The organism is Shewanella mangrovisoli (genome assembly GCF_019457635.1).
Classification (GTDB): Bacteria; Pseudomonadota; Gammaproteobacteria; order Enterobacterales; family Shewanellaceae; genus Shewanella; species Shewanella mangrovisoli.
Map to the genome: position 1 here is coordinate 3,058,440 of NZ_CP080412.1, position 23,078 is coordinate 3,081,517.

Sequence of the window (23,078 nt, forward strand, 5' to 3'; positions counted from 1 at the left end):
GGACAAATTGGGAAGCCTATTATGAAGAACAGCCACAAAATGAAAAACCTACTGCCGGCATTGATGATGTCTGCGGTCATGGCATTTGCCATCGCACCGAGCGCTCACGCCTCCAAGTGGGATGAAAAAATGACGCCTGAGCAAGTCGAAGCGACCTTAGATAAGAAGTTTGCCGAAGGCAACTACTCACCCAAAGGCGCCGACTCTTGCTTGATGTGCCATAAAAAATCCGAAAAAGTCATGGACCTTTTCAAAGGTGTCCACGGCGCCATTGACTCCACTAAGAGCCCTATGGCTGGCCTACAATGTGAGGCTTGCCACGGACCTTTAGGTCAACACAACAAGGGCGGCAACGAGCCGATGATCACTTTTGGTAAGCAATCGACCTTAAGTGCCGACAAGCAAAACAGCGTATGTATGAGCTGTCACCAAGACGATAAGCGTATGTCTTGGAATGGCGGTCACCATGACAACGCCGATGTTGCTTGTGCCTCGTGCCACCAAGTACACGTCGCGAAAGACCCTGTGCTATCTAAAAACACTGAAATGGACGTCTGTACAAGCTGCCACACTAAGCAAAAAGCGGATATGAACAAACGCTCAAGTCACCCACTCAAATGGGCACAAATGACCTGTAGCGACTGTCACAATCCCCATGGGAGCATGACAGATTCTGATCTGAACAAGCCAAGCATTAACGAAACTTGTTATTCCTGTCACGCCGAGAAGCGCGGCCCAAAACTCTGGGAGCATGCACCCGTCACTGAGAGTTGTGTTACTTGCCACAATCCTCACGGTAGTGTGAATGATGCCATGCTGAAAACCCGTGCACCGCAGTTATGTCAGCAATGTCACGCCAGCGATGGCCACGCCAGCAATGCCTACTTAGGTAACACTGGTTTAGGTTCAAATGTCGGTGACAATGCCTTTACGGGTGGAAGAAGCTGCTTAAATTGCCATAGTCAGGTCCATGGTTCTAACCATCCATCTGGCAAGCTATTACAGCGCTAAGGAGACGAGAAGATGAAATTCAAACTCAATTTGATCACTCTAGCGTTATTAGCCAACACAGGTTTCGCCGTAGCTGCCGATGGTTATGGCCTCGCCAATGCCAATACCGACAAAGTGAAACTCTCAGCGTGGAGCTGTAAAGGCTGCGTGGTTGAAACCGGCGTATCTGGCACTGTCGGTGTCGGCGTCGGTTACAATGGCGAAGAGGATATTCGCTCTGCCAATGCCTTTGGTTCTAAAAACGAAGTCGCGGGCAAGTTCGATGCTGACCTTGCCTACCGTGGTGAAAAAGGTTACCGCGCCAGTGTTGAAGCCTATCAACTGGGCATGGATGGCGGACGTTTAGATGTGAATGCGGGCAAACAAGGCCAGTACAATATCAATCTGAACTACCGTCAAATTGCTACCTACGATAGCAATAGCGCCCTCTCGCCCTATTCTGGTATCGGCGGCAATAACCTGACCTTACCCGATAACTGGGTCACCGCAGGTTCGAGCAGCCAAATGCCACTGTTGATGGACAGCCTCAACAGCCTTGAGTTATCACTGAAACGTGAACGTGCAGGCCTTGGGTTCGAATATCAGGGTGAATCGCTGTGGAGCACCTATGTGAACTACATGCGTGAAGAAAAAACCGGGTTAAAACAAACCTCTGGTAGCTTCTTCAACCAATCTATGATGTTGGCAGAACCCGTGGATTACACCACTGACGCCATAGAAGCGGGTGTTAAACTCAAAGGCGATCGTTGGTTCACTGCGCTCAGTTACAATGGTTCAATTTTCAAGAATGAATACAACCAGCTGAACTTTGACAGTGCCTTCAACCCCACCTTTGGTGCGCAAACTACTGGTGCCATTGCACTCGATCCCGATAACCAGTCACACACAGTGTCGCTGATGGGTCAGTATAACGACGGCAGTAACTCACTGTCTGGCCGTATTTTAACCGGACAAATGAGCCAAGATCAGTCACTGGTGACTTCGGGCTACGGTTATCAACTGCCAACGGATGCGGTAGACGCCAAAGTCGACCTGCTAGGCATGAACCTCAAAGTGGTGAGCAAAGTCAGCAACTCGCTTCGCTTGAGTGGTAGTTACGATTATTACGATCGTGACAACAATACCCCAATCGAAGAGTGGACGCAGATCAGTATCAACAATGTCAGCGGTAAGGTGGCCTATAACACCCCTTACGATAACCGCACACAACGCTTTAAAGTGGCGGCGGATTATCGCATTACCCATGGCATTAAGCTCGATGGTGGTTATGACTTCAAACGTGACGAACGTGAGTATCAAGACCGTGAAAGCACGGATGAGAACACCGTTTGGGCCCGTTTGCGCGTCAATAGCTTCGACATGTGGGACATGTGGGTAAAAGGCAGTTACGGCAACCGTGACGGCTCACAATACCAAGCGTCTGAATGGACCTCTTCTGAAACCAACAGCCTGTTACGTAAGTACAATCTGGCTGACCGTGACAGAACCCAAATCGAAGCGCGCATCACCCATACGCCGCTCGACAGCCTGACCATAGACTTCGGTGCCCGTTATGCGCTGGATGATTATACCGATACTGTGATTGGCTTAACTGAGTCAAAAGACACCAGTTATGACGCCAATATCAGCTATATGATCACCGCTGACTTACTGGCAACGGCCTTCTACAACCACCAAACCATTGAGTCAGAACAAGCGGGTAGCAGCAATTACAGCACCCCAACCTGGACTGGCTTTATTGAAGACAAAGTGGATGTGGTTGGCGCAGGTATTAGCTACAACAATCTGCTGGAGAACAAGTTACGCCTAGGTCTGGATTACACTTACTCAGACTCCGACAGTAACACTCAAGTCAGACAAGGTATCACCGGCGACTATGGCGACTATTTCGCCAAAGTCCATAACATTAACTTATATGCTCAATATCAAGCGACTGAGAAACTCGCGCTACGCTTCGATTACAAAATTGAGAACTATAAGGACAATGACGCCGCCAACGATATCGCCGTTGATGGTATTTGGAACGTCGTAGGCTTTGGCAGCAACAGCCATGACTACACCGCACAAATGCTGATGCTGAGCATGAGTTACAAGCTCTAAACAGCGTTTATTGATAGTCAAAAGCCCGCACAGCGGGCTTTTTTATTAGTGATGAAAACAAAAACTCACCGCGCTTTACATGCAAGCTCTGGCTATTCAAGAAGCCAAAATCTTGAATAAGATCAGACTCTGGGGCAAAACTTGCGCCGAAAATAAGGTATTCCTTGAGTTTACTGGCACTTTAGCGGATGTTAATTCAGTGAGTTAACTATCAGTGGATCTTAGATGTCGTCCTTCACTTGCTCTTTTTGGCGTTTATCGTCTCTGCCCGCCTCGATAGGCTTAAGTTTGTTCGCCCCCCCAGCCATGGCATTCGATTCTAGCGGTGGCACGGCGAGCTTATTTATCATCGTCGGACTGGGTGGATTTACCCTGATCAACGCATTGATGCAAGGGCTGTTCTTTTTTGCGGGTCAGTATCGTAATCCCCTCTTTGCTAAACGCCATGTGCTGATCGCACTGATAGCACCACTGCTCGCCTTTGCCTTAACCCTTTATGATCACCGTGCCTGGAGCGACTTTGCACTCAATCTCGGCATGATCATTGTCGGCGTTGGACTGATTTTATTACCGTTGCAATTACGCCAACTTAATCAGCCCAGCACCCGACATGCGAACTGGCTGCTGAGTCTTGGCGCCCTATTCGTCTTAGGCATCAGTTATCTACTGCCACCCTGCGCCCTGTTTGCCATTATCTTGGGCCATATTGCTTTAGCCTCTCATGCCAAGGCTCCCACTAAAGCCTTGGGCAGCAAATTATTGAGTTATGGTGTATTAGCCGCGTCCTATGCGCTCTTTGGCTATTGGCTCTACCATCTATTGAGCAAATTTGGGGCTTGATGATGACAGACATGTCACGCCCAGCTAGCGAACCAAATGGCTCAGCCGAGCTAAGTGAATTACTCAAACAAATCCGCGCTTGCCAACTATGTCAGGCCGAATTGCCCCTGCCAGCGAAGCCCATCTTGCAAGCTAGTAGCCAAGCACGGATCTTAATTGCTGGCCAAGCCCCCGGCGTAAAAACCCACCATAAGGGCATCCCCTTCGACGATGCCAGTGGCGAGCGACTGCGCGCTTGGCTTAATGTCAGTCGGGAACAATTTTATGACCCCGCGCTGTTTGCCATCGTGCCGATGGGATTTTGTTTTCAGGAACCATTGAACGCAATGGTAAAAAGCAGGGTGATAAGCCCCCCCGCCCCGAGTGCGCCGCAACTTGGCATGCGAAGTTATTAGCCTTGATGCCACAGATAGAGTTAGTGCTGGTCCTTGGCCAATACGCGATTGATTACCACCTGCCGCGCGCGCAGGCCATAGCGACAGACGGCGCGTTAAACTCTCAAGCGATAGCGGTATCCACCCCACAAGCGAACAAGAAGATCACAGTAACCCAAGCCATTGAGCAATGGGCGTTATATTGGCCAAGGCTGATGGTCATGCCCCATCCAAGTCCGCGCAACAATCTTTGGCTAAAACAGCATCCCGAGTTTGAGCGCGAACTGCTCCCCACACTTCAAGCAAGAATCGCAGACCTGCTGGCGAGCACTCCCGAACCGAAATAAAACCCAGTAAACTCCCAATAAAAAGCCCCATTAAGGGGCTTAGAAATTGGAGCTTGAAAACTGGAGCTTAGAAACGGTTGTAGGCTTGCGGCTTGATAGTCATCAAATCGCTGCACTCATAACCAGATTACTGGCAGCTAACCCCTACCGCTAAAAATGCCGCAGCCACATCCGCCACAGGATAACCAGAACCTTTGGCACTCGCCGCCTGCTGCACCCCACAGGCCGCTTTGTTAAAGGTCGAGGTCGGTGTCCAATAAAGCTGGTTCGCTAACACAAACACATCGAACGCCTTGTGGGTATCCCAACCATTCTTGGTCGCCAGCGTGTAAAAGGCTTTGTTAAACACTCCTGAGGAGTAATGCACATCCATGGAGCTAGTGTAGTTGGCGGCATTGTCGATTGAGCGGCCATCCTTAGGCGGATTATCCATATAACGCAGTGCACCATTACCTTTAACTATGTCGTAGCCCACTTTCCAGTCGTTACTGCCACGCATGTAGAACTCTGCTGCTTCACCGGCAATATCCGAAAACGCCTCATTGATACCGCCTGACTGACCACTGTAATTTAAGCCCGAGTTTTGCTCGGTAAAACCGTGGCTCACTTCATGGGCGGAAACATCCAAACTGACTAGGGGATAGAAGTAACTGGCACCGTCACCGAAGGACATGGCCGAGCCATCCCAGAAGGCATTTTCATAGTTACGGCCATAATGTACCCGCATCTCTAACTGAAAGGTTAACGGCGCAGTGTTGTACCAATCCTTATACATATTAAAAATAACGCCACCGAAATAGTGGGCATCATTTAAAGGCGAATAAGCGCCATTGACCGTCTGATAGGTGTTCTCCGGACAAGTAAAGGTGAACACCGAGCCACGGCGGGTCGAGTTAGCCATGTTCACGGTTTTTACATTGGCGTTGATCATAGTGCATGTACCATTAGACTCACTCACCTTAAGAAAACCGTAATCACTGCCGTAATAGTAATCCCCGATTTTGACATTGCCGCCAGGGCCCGTTGCATCAAAGGGAGTGCTACTGCCACCTGAACCACCTCCACCACTACCGGGTTTACCGACGTTATTTTTGGCGGTCATGATTTCATTCCAATGCTCAAGCACCTCACCGGTTTGCGCATCGACAAAGCCTGTTGGTCGAGACAGTGCATCGGTTTGGTCGCTTAAATAGGACACCCGATACACTAACCTCGGGGTATCGTCCTGCATCAGGATCACTAGCTCAACATCCTTTTTCCCTGTTGCCGCTGAACCTGGATATAACCGATTCAAAGCCGCAATCGCCTGTCCTTGAGAAATCCCTACCTCTACCGAAAAATCATCCGCAATTTGTGCCACATCCCCAATCGCACTCTGCTCGCTATCATCGTTACTCACCACCAGATGATGCCCATATACGAGTACGCCATTAAAATATTGCAACGCTTTTGTTTTGGTTTGACCTTTATTAAGCGTTACCGTTTTGACCGCTTTAAAGCTGTGTTGTTGGCTTAACCTAGCCGCTGCCGAGAGGGATTGCCCGTGATTCACTTTGATTTCGACTGCTTGCGCCTGAAGACTCGCCGCAATACAGACCGCCACTGCTGAAGATAAGAGATAAACTTTCATCGCGATATCCTTTGCCATAGGTCACAGAGGAACCAATGACACTTAAGGGAACAAAATTTGGCTTCAATCTGCACCCTTCTCACTTGTTAAAACAAAGTTAACGAGAGTTAGGTTCAATTCTCAGTATAGAAGATTAAAAAACACCTGCCCTTTTCTCTTATTTGCCATTACCCTAACCAGATTGCCGCTTGCGCCAGTCCCTTTCTCAATCGTTTGAAAACTAAGGTGAGTTATGTACGTTTTGGATCAACACATCGCCAAACAAATTGTGAGTCGCACCATGAAAATCATTGGGCACAATATCAATGTGATGAATGGTCAGGGCGTGATCTTAGGTTCGGGCGATCCCAAACGTATTGGCTCGACCCACGAGGGCGCGCTGCTCGCCATCGCCCAAAACCGCAATGTGGAACTGAGTGAAGAAGTGGCTTCAGGCTTACATGGCGTCAAACCCGGCATTAATTTACCCCTACATTATCAAGGGCAAATTATTGGTGTGATTGGTATTACTGGCGATCCAGCTGAGTTAACTCACTACGGTGAGCTGCTCAAAATGACCGCCGAGATGATTGTCGAACAAGCCAACCAGCAGGATCAACTGCAGTGGGAAAATCGCCAGCGTGAGGAATTTATTCTGCAGTTGATTAAGGCGCAAACCGATGACGATGAGCAATTGCATCGCTGGGCCAAGCAACTCGACATCGATATCAGTTTGCCGCGAGTGGCCGCCATTATTGAGGTCAGTGAAAAACAATCCGCGCCTACCCAACACAAATCCGCCGTGTTTTCTCCATTAGTCCAGAGCGAGCAAAACGCAGACGAGCGTAATCCCAGAGTCAGCGAAATCCTCAAACAAGTGCTGCATTTGCTGCAAAACCCCGATCGCGGCAACTTGATTGCCATGACCTCCATGTCGCAACTGGTGATTTTAAAACCGGCGTTTCTGGATGGTAAACAATGGGATCCCGAGCTTGAAAACCAGCGTATCGATAAACTGCTGCAGCGGTTACCGGCGCAGATGGATTTACATTTTAAAATCGCCCTTGGGCATTTTTTCCCTGAAAAAGGCGGCATTGCCCGCTCCTACCAAACCGCGCAGGAAACCTTAAGCTTAGGCAAACAGCTTAACCCCGAGGGCACTAAATACCTGTTTGAGGACTACTCCTTGCAAGTGCTGTTATCGGGACTCAAGCATGATTGGCGTGGTCAGGCGCTGGCCAGCCCCTACCAACAGCTAGCCAAGGCCGATAAAAATGGCCAGCTACGTAAGACTTTAGCCGCCTATATCACTCATTTTGGTGATGCGCAGCAATGTGCTAATGCATTGTTTATTCATCGAAATACCCTAAGATATCGGTTAGATAAAATTCAGCAACTCACCAAGAGTGACATCCATTCCCTACACGGACTGTTAAGTCTTTATCTTGGACAGTTGATAGATACCTCAAATTACCGACTCGAGTAGAGCCCCATATCACCGCTAGAGTAAAACTCAACATCAGCAAGCGTTAACTCAATGAATTGAAATGAGCGAAGATATTTCACACAAACTCAGGCTTAAAACTCAGGCTTAATCCAGCAGTCTAGGCTGAACCCTGCCGTACGCTGATCAGATATTCACACAATGAGTGAAAGATAATTTCGCCTCGTCCTTTCCTATCAATGCACAAGACACCCATACGGTTAAATTGCTTAAGGAAGGAAACCCCATGCAGCCATATCATGCCAAACTCAGTTCACTCGTCACCGCTTGCCTAATGGTCGGCTCAATGTTTGTCGCCCCACTTGCCAGCGCGTCGGAGCGTACCATTCCAGAATTAGTGGATGCAGTGAACGGTACGCCAGATGCAGCGAGTCGCGAGGCGGGTAAAAAAGTGAAACTGCGTAATCATACAAAAGGGTTTTGTACCTCGGGCTACTTTGCCCCCAATCCCCAATTGCACGATTCACTCAACATTCCCTTTTTTAATCAAAATCCCATTAAAGTGACCGCCCGTTTTTCCCTCGGCGGCACCAATCCTAAGCTGTCCGATAAGACTCCAGGGCGCTTTATGTCATTGAAAATCGATGGAGAGCGGGAAAACCTCAACTTTGTCACCACCAATGTGCCAGTCTTCTTTGCCAGTAACCTTGAGGATTTTTACCTGTTCCAAACTAAAACCAAACAAGGCGCCGAAGGTAAGCAATGGCTTATCGATAATAAGCCCGACGCTAAAGCCTTTTTCGACTATCTAAAACAATTGCCGCCAAGTCCGAGTTTTGCAAATAGCCAGTACTTTGGGGTGAACAGTTTTCTGTTTACCGATAAGCAAAATAACAGTATTGCGGGTAAATGGATTTTTGAACCCGTAGCGGGCACGCAAGCACTCACTCCGCAAGCATTGGCACAGCTAGATGATGACTTTCTCAAGCCTGAGTTACTTAAACGAATTCAGTCTCAACCCGCCAAGTGGGATCTGTATATTCAGTTAGCGGAACAAGGCGATGATATCAATAACCCGACAGTGCTCTGGCCCGAAAATCGCCAGCGCATTCTCGTCGGCCAAGTGGTGATTGATGGTAAGCGCGACAGCGATCCTCAAGTGCAACAATGCGATAGAAGCATTTTTAACCCTCTGCTCCTCCCCAAAGGCATAGCAGCGTCGGACGACCCCATCCTCAATGCCCGCACAGCGGCATATGTGGAGTCCTTTATCCGCCGTCAATAAGCACGGCTCGCTGCTCGCGAGAGCAAAACAAGATTCTTAGCATTACATTCGAATTCACGGCCATTATTTTGTGCGCACGCACAAAATAATGGCCAATTCCGCCCGTAATTCCGTCGTTTTACCCAAAGCTATTCAGTTTACAGTGTTCAATAATAGGCTGACCTTAAAGCAACCTTTATTTGACTTGGGGTTAAATAAAGACTGTGCCCTACAAAAACAGCCAAAACCACTTAAGAACTTCAGCCAAGACTGAACGGGACAACCTATGAACTTAGTGCTCATCCTCATCGGCGTGATTGCATTTATTGTTATCGCGACCTCAAAATTTAAGCTCCATCCGTTTTTAACCTTAATTCTGGCCGCCTTTATCGCCGCCTTCGCCTACGGTTTACCGAGTGGCGATATTGCCAAAACCATCACCACAGGCTTTGGTAATATCCTCGGTTATATCGGTCTGGTGATCGTATTAGGGACCATTATCGGTATCATCCTCGAGAAAAGCGGCGCAGCCATTACCATGGCGGATGTGGTGATCAAAGTCTTGGGTAAACGCTTCCCCACACTCACTATGTCTATCATCGGCTACTTAGTGTCGATTCCGGTGTTTTGTGACTCGGGTTTCGTGATCTTAAACTCGCTTAAACAATCCATGGCCAACCGCATGAAGGTCTCGAGCGTGTCCATGAGCGTAGCGTTAGCTACAGGTCTATATGCCACTCACACCTTCGTACCGCCCACGCCAGGCCCTATCGCCGCGGCGGGTAACTTAGGGTTAGAGTCCAACTTAGGCCTAGTGATTGGTGTCGGTTTATTGGTTGCCGCCGTTGCCGCGCTCGCGGGGATGTTCTGGGCGAACCGTTTTGCCAGTGTTGAACCCGATGGCGAAGGCGCTGAAGAACTCAAAGCCCAAGCCGCTGATTTTGAAGCCTTAAAACAAAGCTATGGCACACTCCCTAGCCCATTAAAGGCATTTGCACCGATTTTTGTGCCTATCCTATTAATTTGCTTAGGTTCTATCGCCAACTTCCCTTCTGCACCACTCGGCAAAGAAGGCCTATTCAGCCTGTTAGTCTTCCTTGGTCAACCCGTTAACGCCCTGCTTATCGGTCTGTTCCTGTCACTGCTGTTACTGAAAAGCGATAACAAGATTGCCGAGTTTAGTGAGCGCATCAGCCAAGGCCTCGTTGCCGCAGCACCGATTATTTTGATCACTGGTGCCGGTGGTGCCTTCGGCGCCGTGTTAAAAGCCACACCTATCGGTGACTTCCTCGGCAGCTCACTGTCGGCGCTAGGGGTGGGTATCTTTATGCCCTTTATCGTCGCCGCCGCGCTGAAATCGGCTCAGGGTTCATCTACCGTTGCCCTAGTGGCCACCTCGGCTCTAGTCGCACCTATGCTGAGCGATATTGGTCTTGGTAGCGATATGGGCCGGGTGTTAACCGTAATGGCGATTGGTGCTGGCGCCATGACAGTCTCCCACGCCAACGACAGCTTCTTCTGGGTGGTCACTCAATTTAGCCGCATGAGCGTTAAACAAGCCTATAAAGCACAAACCATGGCGACCCTTATCCAAGGCGTCACCGCAATGCTGACCGTGTATGTACTAAGCTTAGTGCTGCTCTAAGCCGCACTTTTCTCATCCTTGGGCGCATCCGTGCGCCCAAAAAGCTGTAGGATTTTGAATGAAGATAGTTATCGCCCCCGATTCCTTTAAAGAAAGCTTAAGCGCACTCGATGTGGCTAATGCGATCGAACAAGGCTTAACACAAGTGATCCCAGACTGTGAGATTGTCAAAATCCCCGTCGCCGATGGCGGCGAAGGCACGGTGCAATCTATGGTCGATGCCACTGGCGGCAGCATTGTCAATTTAGAGGTCATGGGGCCACTCGGCCATAAAGTCAAAGCCCATTACGGTATTTTAGGCCAGCAAGCCCAAGGCACGATTGCTGTGATTGAAATGGCCTCCGCCTCGGGTTTACACCATGTACCAAGGGATTTGCGTAATCCGCAGCTCACCACCAGTTATGGTACGGGCGAGCTGATTTGTGATGCGCTCAATCGCGGGATAAAGCACATTATTTTAGGCTTAGGCGGCAGTGCGACCAATGATGGCGGCGCAGGTATGGCCCAAGCGCTGGATATTTTACTGCTCGATAAACAAGGTAAAACCTTAAGTGCAGGCGGCGCGGCGCTGTCTCAGCTTGCCAGTATCGATATGAGCCATGCTCATCCACTACTGAAAGAATGCACCTTTGAAGTGGCCTGCGATGTCGATAATCCGCTGTGCGGCGAGCGTGGCGCTTCGGCCATATTTGGACCGCAAAAAGGCGCAACGCCCGAGATGGTCAGCATTTTAGACGCCGCACTGAGTCACTATGCCGATGTGATCGCCCAAAGTGGTGTCACCGATCACCGCAACCAAGCTGGCGCGGGCGCGGCGGGCGGTATGGGGCTCGGCGTAATGGCGTTTTTAGGCGCAGAGCTTAAACCCGGTGTCGAGATTGTGATGCAAACGGTGGGACTAGCAGACAAAATCCGCGGCGCGGATCTTGTTATCACGGGCGAAGGCCGAATCGATGGCCAGACCATATTTGGCAAAACCCCGATGGGCGTCTTAAAGCAAGCGCAGTTGCAAAATATTCCGACTATCGGGATTGCGGGTTGCCTTGGCGACAATGCCAATGCCGTGCTCGAGCAAGGTATGGCGGCGATTTTCCCCATCATTCCACACTTAAGTCCACTGGACGATGTGCTGGCGAATGCCAAAGCGAATCTGACCAATACCGCCCGTAATATTGGCGCCGTCTTGATGCTGGGCCAGCGCTAACTTTACCTTAGTGTTGTGATAGCTAACGACATACACCCAAGGCGCTATTCATAGCGCCTTTGTTTATTCTGTAACCCAAGCACTGACTTTAGCGGTGTTTTAGTGCTTGATGCCCAAAAGGCCTTGCAGTAAAGTGAGCTCCCTTTTTGGTAATCCGTAAACGGGTTTAAGCACCATGTATTTGGTTATACTCTTAATCACCTTTGCGGTTTCACTATAAGAATTAATAGACGGCAAGCCCCATGACCCAAAAACTCCCTCGCCAAGCCATCGCATCCGAAGACAGTTTGATGCGAATTTTCACTGTGCCCGAAGATGCGGAATCCACTTTAAGCATTATCGAGCAGAAGCTTTCTGAGGACTTAGCCGGCTTTTTGGGTGACAGCATTGCCGCGCTAGAAAAGCCGCTCTCCGAAATCGAGACCGACTTTCAAGCCTTTGAAATTCCAAGCCAGCCGCGTTTTGTCTCCGACTACACTGACGAGATCATGCAAAACTTGGTGGCGCATTCGGTGCATACTGCAGCCCCCAGCTTTATTGGGCATATGACTTCGGCACTGCCCTACTTTGTGTTGCCGCTATCGAAGATGATGGTGGGGCTTAACCAAAACTTGGTAAAAATCGAAACCTCCAAGGCTTTTACCCCGCTTGAGCGCCAAGTACTCGGCATGATGCACCACTTGATTTACGCTCAAAACGATGATTTTTATCAAAATTGGATGCACAGTGCCAATCATTCCCTCGGTGCTTTTTGCTCCGGTGGCACGGTCGCCAATATCACCGCACTATGGATTGCCCGTAATCAATTATTGAAAGCCGATGGTGAGTTTAAAGGCGTGACTCGCGAAGGTTTACTCAAGGCGCTGCGCCATTATGGTTATGATGATTTAGCGATTTTGGTTTCTGAACGCGGCCATTATTCGCTGGGTAAGGCCGTGGATCTGCTCGGTATCGGTCGCGACAATATCATCAGCATCCCAACCGATGGCAATAATAAAGTCGACGTTACCAAAATGCGCGAAGTCGCCGCGGAACTAGCGAATAAACGCATTAAAGTCATGGCGATTGTGGGTGTGGCTGGCACAACCGAGACGGGCAATATCGACCCACTGCGCGAGCTTGCGGCATTAGCAAGTGAGCTAAACTGCCACTTCCATGTAGATGCGGCTTGGGGCGGCGCAAGCTTATTATCCAATAAATACCGTCACTTACTCGATGGTATTGAACTGGCTGACTCAGTCACCATCGATGCTCATAAGCAAATGTATGTCCCCATGGGCGCGGGTATGGTGCTGTTTAAAAATCCTGAGTTTGCCCATGCCATTGCCCACCACGCCGAATATATCCTGCGCCGAGGCTCTAAGGATTTAGGCAGCCAAACGCTCGAAGGCTCACGCCCCGGCATGGCCATGTTAGTGCATGCCTGTTTGCAAATTATCGGCCGCGATGGTTACGAAATCCTGATCAACAACAGCCTCGAAAAAGCCCGTTATTTTGCCGAGCAAATCGACGCACACCCCGACTTTGAGCTAGTTACCGCGCCAGAGCTGTGCCTGCTCACCTATCGTTATGTGCCCGCTCAGGTGCAGGCAGCGATGCAAGTAGTGATAGACCAAGGCGATAAGGTGAAACTCGCTCGCTTTAATGAGCTGCTCGATGGCCTAACCCAATTTATTCAAAAACACCAACGCGAACAGGGCAAATCCTTTGTCTCCCGCACCCGCATTCAACCCGCCCGCTACTTTAGACAGCCCACAGTGGTGTTTCGCGTCGTATTAGCTAATCCTTTGACTAGCCATGAGATCCTAAATCAAGTGCTTATCGAGCAAGGTGAAATTGCCGCATTGGATAAAGAGTTCTTACCTGCGCTATTAGCTATGGCCAATGAATAGCGAGTGATTTAGCGTAAGCTTTAAATCTAATTTAATTACAGAGTGTTAGTCACAAACAGCCGCAAATATTTTGCGGCTGTTTTTGTTTGCAGGCTAAATTGGCGGAAAACTTGATGAAATTACAAAAGATTAAAGGTTTATGTTCAGTCGTAGATACGCCGAATTCCATTGCTTCCGTGACACGCCGTGAAGCCATCCATGGCGGCTCTGCGATGATATCCATATCATCGAAGGTCACGTCCGCAATCGAATTCGCTTTAGCAAATCTCAGTGGAATCAGCGGCAACGTTTAAAAAGATGAGAGTTTAGCAGTTGTACGCATGTTCTCCCCCTTAACCAATCAAATGGAGAACAGACATGACGCGATTAGCGACATAGGCACGCCGACAGCAATCACCACAAAAGGCAGGTATTTTTAAGCATGGCTATCCCCTTGGGATACGCTGCCTCACGGCGGGCTAACGTGCCAACGCTTCACAGCGTTGGCTAAGTGCGCTTATAGGTATACGGGGATGTTAGGCAGGTGAAAAGCGTCCCCGTTAACGGGGAATTCTTATGCAAATTCCTTCATGTCTTCTAAAGAGGTAATCCATTGTTGGCCATAACGCTCAACAGAAGATTTTACGAAGTAAACATAAGCATTTCCTACAATCATAAATAGTGGAGAAACAAATACAGCTATAAAAATTATTACAAGCAAAGAACCTAAGTCTACTGAAAAATCAGGGTTAAACCCTATCAAAATTAGAATAGTCACCATAATCACCGTTGACGCTAGACCAGTCCATTTAGCCACACTAGATAATGTTTTCAAACGTCCCAAATGATTATCCACTTTTGTTTGAAAATCTGTGGAGCATCGAGAGTTTTTATATTTTGGGCCCAAATAAGCTGCAAGTTTTTTATCTATATCATCAGATATATCCTTAAGTCTTATGACTGCAAGATTCCTAATCGACTCCCATACAGAAAATACTAAGTTAATGCCAACACTGACTTCAATTAAGGATGAAAACTGGGCTAGTTTATACAATACGATCACTGAATCAGTCATATTTAGCCCCACCAAGTGCATCAACCGCAGTTTTAAGCCGATTAAAATAACTATTCAGTTTTTCATAAGCACTTTCGTCTCCAAAGTTAACATAATAGTTCGGTTGATAATAACAAGCTCCAACTATTACTGAATTCTCATCAGCAATTAATAAATCCAAACCTTTGTTTGAAATTTCCTCATAAATTTTAGGAGGGATTGCCCTTAACTTTATCTGACTACTAAATTCAGATGTTTTTTTAAAAAAAACAGAATCTCTAACTCTCTTTTGCTCATTAGTAAGTATATGAATTTTTGAATTTTTCATTTTCAAAAAATCAACAACATTGTTGATAACCACATCTTCATTCAAGCTGTCAAAAATAGTTTGAGATGCTTGACCTTTGTGAAAATTGATTATCATTCTGATGTTGTTTTTACTCTTATTGATAAGAAGGTTTAATGCTAGTAAAAAAAGCTCTGAGCTCTCACTTATATTTACTGGTGAGTTAATATTTTTGCTTGCGCATTTTCTGATGTATAAATCTAGTTCTAAATCATCCATTCTAACACCTTCAATCATCTTAATAAGCCAATAAAATTATTGACTTAACATATAGTACACCTAATCCTTAGTTTTGTTGAGTAAAAAATCAGATTTAATAAGACACCCATTGCTAAATCCTTGGAATATCCTAATTACAAATAACAGACTATCAGGTATACCAAAGGCTTAGTAAAAAGGCGGGACATGCTTGAATCTTTTGGGATTAACAGTTAACTCCGAAGTAGCAGAATACACCTCCCCTCGGAGTTGCCGCAGGGCGAATAGACAAATTGCGTGAGTCTTGCCATGGATGGCAAGCTAGCTTTCGCAGGTGCAGGGACGCATCCTTCGGAAGCGATAGCAAATTTGGCAATGAGCACAAGGGGCTTTCAACTCCGTAGGGGGCGGCAAGGGAGATCCAAGAGGGAATTGCTGTTGATCCCCTCTTGGTCGGGTGTGGGGTGAAGCCCCACGACTTTGACTTTGCTTTTAAATAATTTAACGAAGACAGGTTCAACAACAGTTTAACAAGACTCTCATTGTTAAAATGCCTTAATTGCAAATAACAGACTATCTTCCATACCAAAGGCTTATTGGAATTCGAGTGTGGGAGTGAAGCCCACAACCTTGTTTTGTTTTTTATGCCACTGCAGAGTAATCTAGCCAAAATCAACATTTAGACATTTTTATAACCAATGCAAAGGAGTTGCGATGAAATACTATTTATCGATGTTGCTCACCCTCTGTTGTCTGCTGAGTCCATCAGCAAACGCGAGCCAAACCTGTGGTGCTGAGTGCCAATTACCGCAAATTCATGCCTACTTTAAAGCTCTAGATAAGGTCAGCCAGTCGGGTTCTAGCGAACAAGATGTCGATGATTTTCTGGGATTACTGCATCCCAATGTGAATTATATCCACCTCGAATATGGCGCTAATTTTGATAGGGCCAGTTGGCGCAGTGCCTTTATCCGCAATATTGCTCGCGGCGCCTATCAACAGCCGAAGGAGCAGCGGGTATTAAATTACATTGTGGGTAAAAACCATGTCGCCGTCGAATATGCCCACGGCAGCATTCAACCCGATGGACAATGGCAGCAAGGGCAGCCCCTGCTGGTCTTATTTGGCTTTACCGATGGCAAAATCTCCCTGGTAAAAGAGCTGTGGTAAGGCTTGTGCGATAAAGAGGGTAAACCGATACAGGCTTAACTATTGAGTTGAAAAGTATCGATTAAACCTTTGGATATAGGCTTTAGTACACCTCACAAGACAAGGAATGGCGATGTACTTTATTGCGGCTTTTGGCCTATTGATGCTGTTATTCAGTCTTGTGATGGTCGTTAAGCCTGCGGCTTTCGCTGATGGCATTATTGCATTTAGCGAGCAGCCCTACTTCCATATTGTTGAGGTGGTTAGCCGAATTATTGCGGGTGTGATTTTTATCCAATATTGCGCCGACACCCGATTTCCAGCGCTCTTTTTTGCGATAGGCATTGTCTTACTCTGTGTGGGAATAGGCTTGGCATGTACGCCGCTGAGTAAGCATCGTAGATTTGCCCTATGGTCAGCCCAAGCGTTTAAGAATCAATTTCGCTTAATCGGTGTTGTTTCCGTCCCGCTCTCTTTGCTACTGATTTACGCTACTGGCGTTGTCTAAAACTCAGTGACAATCCATACAGAATTCCACGGCTTTAGCGCCGAGTGTAAAAGCGCAAGATTCGGGTCGAGTAACCTGCCCTAACCCTTCACTATGTCTCTATCGGCGCATATTGGCCGAGGCAATTAATGGAGACATATCTATGGCAGTGTTACAGGGAAAGGTCGCAATCATTACTGGGGCAAGTTCGGGGATTGGCTATGCCACCGCAAAACGCTTCGCCCGTGAAGGCGCAAAACTGGTGCTGGGCGCACGCCGCGGCGCCATATTGGCCTCATTGGTAGATGAGATCATCACCCAAGGCGGTGAAGCGGTTTATCTGGCGGGCGATGTGACCGACGAGGTGTATGCCAGTGATTTAGTGGCGCTTGCCGTCGAGCAGTATGGTGGATTGGATATCGCCTTTAATAATGCCGGCATTAATGGTGAGTTAGGCGTGGATTCGGATGCGCTTAGCCGAGCGGAATGGGAAAACACCCTAACAACTAACCTTACCAGTGCATTTTTAGCGGCAAAATATCAATTACCACAAATGCTTAAACGTGGCGCAGGGTCGATTATTTTTACATCTTCCTTTGTTGGCTATACCATAGGCTTTCCGCAAACGGCGGCCTATGCGGCGAGTAAAGCGGGGATGATTGGCTTCACCCAATCCTTGGCCGTTGAGTATGGCGCGCGCGGGATTAGGGTCAATGCGCTATTACCAGGCGGCACAGATACCCCCATGGGGCGGGAGTTTGCCAATACCCCGGAGGCCATGGCCTTTGTGAAGAATCTTCATGCCCTCAAGCGCCTTGCAGATCCCGCGGAAATTGCCCAATCGGCGCTATATCTTGCCTCCGATGCGGCCAGTTTTACCACAGGGATAGCCTTATTGGTCGATGGTGGTGTGTCCATCTGTAAAACCTAAGGAATGGATAACGATGACCCAAGATTACGAGCGAATTACGCGTGCCATTGACTTTATTCGTCAGCATGTGGGTCATCAACCCTCACTGGCCGAGATTGCGGCGCACGTCCATTTAAGTGAATACCATTTTCAGCGTCTCTTTAGTCGCTGGGCGGGGATCACTCCCAAGCGTTATTTGCAGGCTTTAACCCTTGAGCGGGCAAAACAGTTATTGCAGCAGCCGTCCCACTCGACCTTGAGTGCCAGTTATGAGTTAGGCCTGAGCAGTGGCTCGCGTTTGTACGATCATTTTGTGCAACTCGAGGCGGTCACCCCCTTCGAATATCGCCAGCAAGGTTTAGGGATCAACATTGCCTATGGCTATCATTCCACGCCCTTTGGTTTGGCCTTTATCGCCCAAACGGCGCGGGGCATTTGCCAGTTTGATTTTGTCGATATGCAGCAAATTCAATCGCCATTGGAACGTTTAAAGCAAAGCTGGAGTCAGGCCACCATTTATGAGGACACGGCGCAAACGGCAAGCTTAATTGATCACCTCTTTAGCCAGTACTTTACGGGCTCGAGTGCCGCAGCGCTGAATTTAACTGCACCTAATACTCAGGCTATTCACCAAGCCGAGCCAGCCCCGCTATCGCTCTGGGTAAAAGGCACTAATTTTCAGCTCAATGTGTGGCGCGCCCTGCTGAATTTACCTAAGGGAGAGGTCGCCTCCTACGGTGATATTGCCAAGGCCATTGGCAAGCCTAAGGCCTCACGCGCCGTCGGTACGGCGATTGGCGCTAATCCGGTGGCATTACTCATCCCCTGCCATCGAGTGCTACGTCAAAGTGGTGAACTTGGCGGCTATCGCTGGGGTGAAACCCGTAAACATGCCATATTGGCAAGGGAAGCGGCCTATTGTGAGTAAAAAGATCCACCAGCGGGTTTAACTGGGCTTTCCAGTGCTTAACGGCGCTTGACTCTTAACTGCGCGCTATTACCCAATTCTTAGCTATTGAATAATCAGGGAGGCAAACATGCCGACGCATTCCCCATCTCAACATGGACCTAACCCGAACGACAAATCCCCCTTAAAAGGATTCCCTCAGGTGGGGTTTCTGAAGAACTTTATTAGCCGTGACAACATTATCGTCGGCGATTACACCTATTACGACGACCCAGCAGGGCCAGAGCGTTTCGAGTCAAATGTGCTTTATCACTTTGACTTTATTGGCGATAAACTGATTATTGGTAAATTTTGTGCCATTGCACGGGATGTTAAATTCATTATGAATGGCGCCAATCATCAGGTGTCGGGCTTTTCCACTTATCCCTTTTATATCTTCGGCAATGGTTGGGAAAAGGCGGCACCTAAGCCCGAGGATTTACCCTTTAAGGGCGACACCCGCATAGGCCATGATGTGTGGATAGGTTATAACGCCACCATTATGCCCGGCGTCAACGTCGGCCATGGTGCCATTATTGCCAGCCAAGCCGTGGTCACTAAGGATGTGCCGCCCTACGCCATCGTCGGCGGCAACCCCGCAACTGTGATTAAGTTGCGATTCGAACCCGAAGTAATAGACAAATTACTCGCCATTGCCTGGTGGGACTGGCCAATTGAGAAAATCAGCGAGCATTTACCTGCCATTGTGGGCGCCGATCTTAGCCTGTTAGCCCGCTTGGCCGATGAAATACACTCGCGGCCCTAAGCATTTGCGTCAGAAGACAGTACCCAAAACTTCCCCAAAAACACGGCAAAGCGCAATTTTGTACAAAAGTGTCGAGGCGTTCTGGGTTACTATCTGGCAAAACAAGCGTTAAACACCTTGGTCTTGATAAACGCACTCGCCCATTCATCCAGTCGATAAAGGAGGCCGAATGAACACTGAACATGCGGCCTACCACATCGCCAATGAACTGGGTGGCCTTGAGCTACTTAATGCCCACTACCATAAGCAAAATTTTAGTCGCCACACCCACGAAGGTTACACGGTTGGCGTGATTGAAACGGGCGCACAGCGCTTTTATCGCACCGGTGGCAACCATGTGGCGCCAAAGCACAGCATTATTCTTGTCAATGCCGACGAAGTGCATAATGGCTGTAGCGCCACCGAAGACGGCTGGTCCTATCGTGCTATGTATCCCGTCCCTGATCAATTTGCCAATATGACTCAGAAGTTCACTTCAAGTCGCGGCGCGCCCTATTTCCCACAACCCGTAGTGCACGACCCTGAGCTTGCCGAATTGCTGCGCCTCACCTTTAGCACCTTAGATACCTCGGACAATCGCCTACTGCGCGAAAGTCTGGTCTATTCGAGCCTGACGCAACTTATGGCGCGCCATGGCCGTAATTATCCCAGTGAACACTTAGGAGCAAACGCTAAGCCCGCATTAGCCTTGGTGAAATCCTTTATTGACGATCATCCCGCGGCCGATATCTCCCTCGAAGAGTTGGCAGCACTCGCGGGATTAAGCCCCTATTATTTGCTCAGACAATTCCAACGTTGTTATGGTCTGCCGCCCCACGCCTATCAAACTCAAGCTAGAGTCAGACTGGCAAAACAGAAAATAGGCCAAGGTATTAAGCTGCTGGATGTTGCCGTGGAGTGCGGCTTTCATGATCAAAGCCATTTAAACCGCCATTTTAAAAAGACTGTCGGGCTCACCCCAGGGCAATTTGCCAAGGGGATTGGCCGCAATATTATCCAAGCTTAAACCCTGATTTTACGTTAGCCTTAACCCCTTATATTCTTTTTATCCCAGCCGTTGTGAGGAGTCAGAGTGTCAGAGCCGTATATTGTCCACCCCCAAACATCCAGTAAAACCAAGGCCTTTTTCAAAGGCACACTCGCCATGTTGCCACTCACCATTGCCGTGGTGCCTTGGGGGATCCTCGCAGGCTCGTTCGCGATAGAAGTCGGACTGACACCAATAGAAAGTCAGGCCATGTCGGCGATTATTTTCGCGGGCGCCGCGCAATTGGTCGCGCTTGGTATGGTTAAGGCGGGGATTGGTCTGTGGAGCATTTTAATCACGACTTTGCTGATCACTTCGCGTCACTTGCTGTATGCCATGGCGATGCGCAGCCAAATCAGCCCCTTACCACTCAAATGGCGCCTCACTCTGGGCTTTTTATTGACCGATGAACTCTTTGCCATCGCCAACCAAGGCAAGCTGCACAAATTCGATCCTTGGTACGCGTTGGGCGGCGGCCTGAGTTTTTACCTCGGCTGGAACCTCGCCACCCTGCTCGGCATTATCGCCGGCAATGCTATCGATAACTTAGGCGAATTAGGACTCGACTTTGCCATTGCCGCGACCTTTATTGCCCTCGTGGTCCCCACAGTGAAAAAGCCGTCCATCTTAGTCTGTGTGCTAGTTTCACTCACCTTAGCTGTGGTGTGCGCCGTACTGGATATTCAGGCGGGACTGTTAATTGCCGCCCTATCGGGAATGAGCGCTGGCGTGCTCTATGCCAAAGTCACGGGCGAAGATAAACCAGCCCCCAAAACCGACACGATTGCCACCCAAGCTGAGGAAACACTATGATCTGGTTAATGATTTTTTCAATGGCGGCGGTGGTGTTTATCAGTCGGCATTTACTGCTCGAGCCCAAATTGCCGCTAAGGCTGAGTAAAAATACCCAGACCTTTTTGAGTTATTCTGCGCCCGCCGTACTCACGGCCATCTTTGCACCTATCGTATTCGTGCAGGAGGGAAAACTCGATTTAAGCTTAGATAACAGCTACTTGATATGCGCTGTGGTCGCAACGGTATTAGCATTTGTCACGCGTAATACCCTATTGACCACAGTGCTGAGCATGGGACTTTTCTTTGCTATTCATTAACCATCGCAGTGCTTGAGGCCACTTTGGCCGTTAACTTATGGCCCCAAATGGCGTAGTAAAATATTAGGCCGTAACATGGTAACAGTAAGAAGTACGCCATTTGGCTGTCACCTTGACTATGGGCGATGTAGCCATAAAGCAGTGGCAGAATCGCACCGCCCGCAATCCCCATGATCAGTAACGCCGATGCGGTGGCCGTTAAGCGCCCGAGCCCTTCAAGGGCTAATGGCCACACCGCAGGCCATACCAAGGCGTTTGCTAACCCAAGCAGGGCTAAGTAAAGCACGGGATCGGGCACGGGTAACACGCCTAACCAACCGAGTAACAGCTCAGATAAAGCTTGGCTTTGACTGTCGCTGAGCAAAACCCCGAGGGTAAATAACAAGCCCGCGATAGCCGAACCCACTAATGCCGTTTGCTGGCTGATCCATCTTGGGATCAACAAGATTCCGAGCACATAGCCAAGTACCATAAATCCCATGGTGTAGGAGGTCATCATGCCAAAGTGCGCGACACCGAGTCCTTGACTAAATAGTCCTATGCTATCGCCAGCAATCACCTCGGCGCCCACATAACTGAAGAGTGTCAGTGCCCCTAATATCACCTGCGGATACTGCAGAATCGCCTTCCAATCGGCTTGGGTACGCTCGACTCGCTCTCCTAATTCGGGCTCTGGCAGCGGTGAAAACCACACAAAGGCCATCAACCCCAAAAGTACAAACATCATCATTAAATAGGGCTGTACTAAACGATTGGCTAATTCCGTTAACGCCAATTGGCGCTGCGCATCGGACAGGCTGGCCAATGCCGTTTCACTGTAGGGTTCCATGCCCGTTAAAATCCAAGCCGTGAAGATTATTGGCACAATAAAGCCCGCGCCCTTATTCACTATCCCCATTAAACTTATCCGCATTGCCGCGCTTTCCCTTGGGCCAATACAGACAATGTAAGGATTGGCCGCCGTTTGCAGCAAGGTTAAGCCCGTACCCAACACAAATAACGCCAAGAGGAAGGTCGCAAAATGCCCGACCAAAGCCGCCACAATAAACAAGCCCGCGCCTGCCGCCATAATCCCTAAACCTAAGGTCATACCCATCTTATAGCCGAGCTTTGTGAGGATGGATGAGGTCGGCAGTGCCATCACAAAATAAGCAATGTAAAACACAAAGGTAACTAAATAGGCTTCAAACTCATTCAACTGACAGGCGATTTTTAAAAATGGGATCAAGGCACCATTGAGCCAAGTCACAAAGCCAAAGACAAAAAATAAAATGCCTATCAGTAACATAGGAATAAAACTGCCCTGCGGCGAGGCCGTAGGCTGGGTACTGTCGGACGTGAATTTCATCGTTTCACCTTTTGTTATTGGTTTAT

Annotated in this window: 20 protein-coding genes and 1 pseudogene; 17 read left to right on the forward strand and 4 right to left on the reverse strand. The window is 48.6% G+C overall.

Features of this window, described 5'->3' with window-relative positions:
* The first annotated feature begins 21 nt into the window (after window positions 1-21).
* The 4 genes and pseudogenes from mtrA (at window position 22) to K0H60_RS13530 (ending at window position 4,672) form a co-directional block, all read left to right on the forward strand.
* Window positions 22-1,011 (forward strand): decaheme c-type cytochrome MtrA, encoded by a 990-nt coding sequence (gene mtrA, locus K0H60_RS13515; RefSeq protein ID WP_088210729.1) that lies wholly within the window; start codon window positions 22-24, stop codon window positions 1,009-1,011.
* 12 nt (window positions 1,012-1,023) lie between these two features.
* Entirely contained in the window at window positions 1,024-3,111 is a 2,088-nt protein-coding gene (locus K0H60_RS13520) for an MtrB/PioB family decaheme-associated outer membrane protein (protein ID WP_220056044.1), read from the forward strand.
* A 225-nt stretch (window positions 3,112-3,336) separates the two neighbouring features.
* Window positions 3,337-3,951 (forward strand): hypothetical protein, encoded by a 615-nt coding sequence (locus tag K0H60_RS13525; protein WP_220056045.1) that lies wholly within the window; start codon window positions 3,337-3,339, stop codon window positions 3,949-3,951.
* A pseudogene (locus tag K0H60_RS13530) lies at window positions 3,951-4,672 on the forward strand (uracil-DNA glycosylase family protein). The gene K0H60_RS13525 and the pseudogene K0H60_RS13530 overlap by 1 nt, the downstream one beginning before the upstream one ends.
* Before the next feature lie 127 nt (window positions 4,673-4,799).
* Here the strand turns inward: K0H60_RS13530 and K0H60_RS13535 are convergent.
* Window positions 4,800-6,302 (reverse strand): M4 family metallopeptidase, encoded by a 1,503-nt coding sequence (locus K0H60_RS13535; protein ID WP_220056046.1) that lies wholly within the window; start codon window positions 6,300-6,302, stop codon window positions 4,800-4,802.
* 232 nt (window positions 6,303-6,534) lie between these two features.
* On the opposite strand from K0H60_RS13535, the gene K0H60_RS13540 reads away from it, so the two are divergent.
* The 5 genes from K0H60_RS13540 (at window position 6,535) to panP (ending at window position 13,730) form a co-directional block, all read left to right on the forward strand.
* Window positions 6,535-7,767, forward strand: coding sequence for a sugar diacid recognition domain-containing protein (locus K0H60_RS13540; protein ID WP_220056047.1), 1,233 nt, complete (start codon window positions 6,535-6,537; stop codon window positions 7,765-7,767).
* Between the two features lie 244 nt (window positions 7,768-8,011).
* Window positions 8,012-9,010, forward strand: a complete 999-nt coding sequence (locus tag K0H60_RS13545) for a catalase family peroxidase (protein WP_220056048.1) — start codon at window positions 8,012-8,014, stop codon at window positions 9,008-9,010.
* A gap of 265 nt (window positions 9,011-9,275) precedes the next feature.
* Complete coding sequence (locus tag K0H60_RS13550) at window positions 9,276-10,634, forward strand: GntP family permease (protein WP_220056049.1); 1,359 nt, start codon at window positions 9,276-9,278, stop codon at window positions 10,632-10,634.
* 58 nt (window positions 10,635-10,692) lie between these two features.
* The gene (locus K0H60_RS13555; RefSeq protein WP_220056050.1) at window positions 10,693-11,838 is read left to right on the forward strand and encodes a glycerate kinase; all 1,146 of its coding nucleotides are present in this window, start codon (window positions 10,693-10,695) and stop codon (window positions 11,836-11,838) included.
* Between the two features lie 242 nt (window positions 11,839-12,080).
* Window positions 12,081-13,730, forward strand: coding sequence for a pyridoxal-dependent aspartate 1-decarboxylase PanP (gene panP / locus K0H60_RS13560; RefSeq protein WP_220056051.1), 1,650 nt, complete (start codon window positions 12,081-12,083; stop codon window positions 13,728-13,730).
* 553 nt (window positions 13,731-14,283) lie between these two features.
* Here panP and K0H60_RS13565 read toward each other — a convergent pair.
* Both K0H60_RS13565 and K0H60_RS13570 read right to left on the reverse strand, forming a co-directional pair.
* Window positions 14,284-14,784, reverse strand: coding sequence for a hypothetical protein (locus K0H60_RS13565; RefSeq protein ID WP_220056052.1), 501 nt, complete (start codon window positions 14,782-14,784; stop codon window positions 14,284-14,286).
* Window positions 14,777-15,328 (reverse strand): hypothetical protein, encoded by a 552-nt coding sequence (locus K0H60_RS13570; RefSeq protein ID WP_220056053.1) that lies wholly within the window; start codon window positions 15,326-15,328, stop codon window positions 14,777-14,779. Before K0H60_RS13570 ends, K0H60_RS13565 begins: the two co-directional genes overlap by 8 nt.
* A 693-nt stretch (window positions 15,329-16,021) precedes the next feature.
* Between K0H60_RS13570 and K0H60_RS13575 the strand changes: the two genes are divergently transcribed.
* From K0H60_RS13575 to K0H60_RS13610, 8 genes are all read left to right on the forward strand, one after another.
* On the forward strand, window positions 16,022-16,477 hold the full coding sequence (locus tag K0H60_RS13575) for a nuclear transport factor 2 family protein (RefSeq protein WP_220056054.1): 456 nt from the start codon (window positions 16,022-16,024) through the stop codon (window positions 16,475-16,477).
* A gap of 112 nt (window positions 16,478-16,589) precedes the next feature.
* A complete protein-coding gene (locus K0H60_RS13580) occupies window positions 16,590-16,964 on the forward strand; it encodes a hypothetical protein (RefSeq protein ID WP_220056055.1) in 375 nt (124 codons plus the stop codon).
* Window positions 16,965-17,106: 142 nt separating this feature from the next.
* Window positions 17,107-17,874 carry an SDR family oxidoreductase gene (locus tag K0H60_RS13585; RefSeq protein WP_220056056.1) on the forward strand — a complete coding sequence of 256 codons (768 nt, stop codon included), beginning with the start codon at window positions 17,107-17,109 and terminating at the stop codon, window positions 17,872-17,874.
* Window positions 17,875-17,887: 13 nt separating this feature from the next.
* Window positions 17,888-18,781 (forward strand): bifunctional transcriptional activator/DNA repair enzyme AdaA, encoded by an 894-nt coding sequence (locus K0H60_RS13590; RefSeq protein ID WP_220056057.1) that lies wholly within the window; start codon window positions 17,888-17,890, stop codon window positions 18,779-18,781.
* A gap of 109 nt (window positions 18,782-18,890) precedes the next feature.
* Entirely contained in the window at window positions 18,891-19,565 is a 675-nt protein-coding gene (locus tag K0H60_RS13595) for a Vat family streptogramin A O-acetyltransferase (protein WP_220056058.1), read from the forward strand.
* 169 nt (window positions 19,566-19,734) lie between these two features.
* The gene (locus K0H60_RS13600) at window positions 19,735-20,571 is read left to right on the forward strand and encodes an AraC family transcriptional regulator (RefSeq protein ID WP_220056059.1); all 837 of its coding nucleotides are present in this window, start codon (window positions 19,735-19,737) and stop codon (window positions 20,569-20,571) included.
* A gap of 138 nt (window positions 20,572-20,709) precedes the next feature.
* Complete coding sequence (locus K0H60_RS13605; protein ID WP_258405827.1) at window positions 20,710-21,405, forward strand: AzlC family ABC transporter permease; 696 nt, start codon at window positions 20,710-20,712, stop codon at window positions 21,403-21,405.
* Window positions 21,402-21,704, forward strand: coding sequence for an AzlD domain-containing protein (locus K0H60_RS13610; RefSeq protein ID WP_011623281.1), 303 nt, complete (start codon window positions 21,402-21,404; stop codon window positions 21,702-21,704). Before K0H60_RS13605 ends, K0H60_RS13610 begins: the two co-directional genes overlap by 4 nt.
* Here K0H60_RS13610 and K0H60_RS13615 read toward each other — a convergent pair.
* On the reverse strand, window positions 21,694-23,052 hold the full coding sequence (locus K0H60_RS13615) for a sugar MFS transporter (protein WP_220056061.1): 1,359 nt from the start codon (window positions 23,050-23,052) through the stop codon (window positions 21,694-21,696). The genes K0H60_RS13610 and K0H60_RS13615 overlap by 11 nt on opposite strands.
* Between the last annotated feature and the right edge of the window lie 26 nt (window positions 23,053-23,078).

Coding starts and splice junctions, on each gene's coding strand:
- mtrA (WP_088210729.1), top strand. CDS start 22: ATGAAGAACAGCCACAAAATGAAAAACCTACTGCCGGCATTGATGATG.
- K0H60_RS13520 (WP_220056044.1), top strand. CDS start 1,024: ATGAAATTCAAACTCAATTTGATCACTCTAGCGTTATTAGCCAACACA.
- K0H60_RS13525 (WP_220056045.1), top strand. CDS start 3,337: ATGTCGTCCTTCACTTGCTCTTTTTGGCGTTTATCGTCTCTGCCCGCC.
- K0H60_RS13535 (WP_220056046.1), bottom strand. CDS start 6,302: ATGAAAGTTTATCTCTTATCTTCAGCAGTGGCGGTCTGTATTGCGGCG.
- K0H60_RS13540 (WP_220056047.1), top strand. CDS start 6,535: ATGTACGTTTTGGATCAACACATCGCCAAACAAATTGTGAGTCGCACC.
- K0H60_RS13545 (WP_220056048.1), top strand. CDS start 8,012: ATGCAGCCATATCATGCCAAACTCAGTTCACTCGTCACCGCTTGCCTA.
- K0H60_RS13550 (WP_220056049.1), top strand. CDS start 9,276: ATGAACTTAGTGCTCATCCTCATCGGCGTGATTGCATTTATTGTTATC.
- K0H60_RS13555 (WP_220056050.1), top strand. CDS start 10,693: ATGAAGATAGTTATCGCCCCCGATTCCTTTAAAGAAAGCTTAAGCGCA.
- panP (WP_220056051.1), top strand. CDS start 12,081: ATGACCCAAAAACTCCCTCGCCAAGCCATCGCATCCGAAGACAGTTTG.
- K0H60_RS13565 (WP_220056052.1), bottom strand. CDS start 14,784: ATGACTGATTCAGTGATCGTATTGTATAAACTAGCCCAGTTTTCATCC.
- K0H60_RS13570 (WP_220056053.1), bottom strand. CDS start 15,328: ATGGATGATTTAGAACTAGATTTATACATCAGAAAATGCGCAAGCAAA.
- K0H60_RS13575 (WP_220056054.1), top strand. CDS start 16,022: ATGAAATACTATTTATCGATGTTGCTCACCCTCTGTTGTCTGCTGAGT.
- K0H60_RS13580 (WP_220056055.1), top strand. CDS start 16,590: ATGTACTTTATTGCGGCTTTTGGCCTATTGATGCTGTTATTCAGTCTT.
- K0H60_RS13585 (WP_220056056.1), top strand. CDS start 17,107: ATGGCAGTGTTACAGGGAAAGGTCGCAATCATTACTGGGGCAAGTTCG.
- K0H60_RS13590 (WP_220056057.1), top strand. CDS start 17,888: ATGACCCAAGATTACGAGCGAATTACGCGTGCCATTGACTTTATTCGT.
- K0H60_RS13595 (WP_220056058.1), top strand. CDS start 18,891: ATGCCGACGCATTCCCCATCTCAACATGGACCTAACCCGAACGACAAA.
- K0H60_RS13600 (WP_220056059.1), top strand. CDS start 19,735: ATGAACACTGAACATGCGGCCTACCACATCGCCAATGAACTGGGTGGC.
- K0H60_RS13605 (WP_258405827.1), top strand. CDS start 20,710: ATGTTGCCACTCACCATTGCCGTGGTGCCTTGGGGGATCCTCGCAGGC.
- K0H60_RS13610 (WP_011623281.1), top strand. CDS start 21,402: ATGATCTGGTTAATGATTTTTTCAATGGCGGCGGTGGTGTTTATCAGT.
- K0H60_RS13615 (WP_220056061.1), bottom strand. CDS start 23,052: ATGAAATTCACGTCCGACAGTACCCAGCCTACGGCCTCGCCGCAGGGC.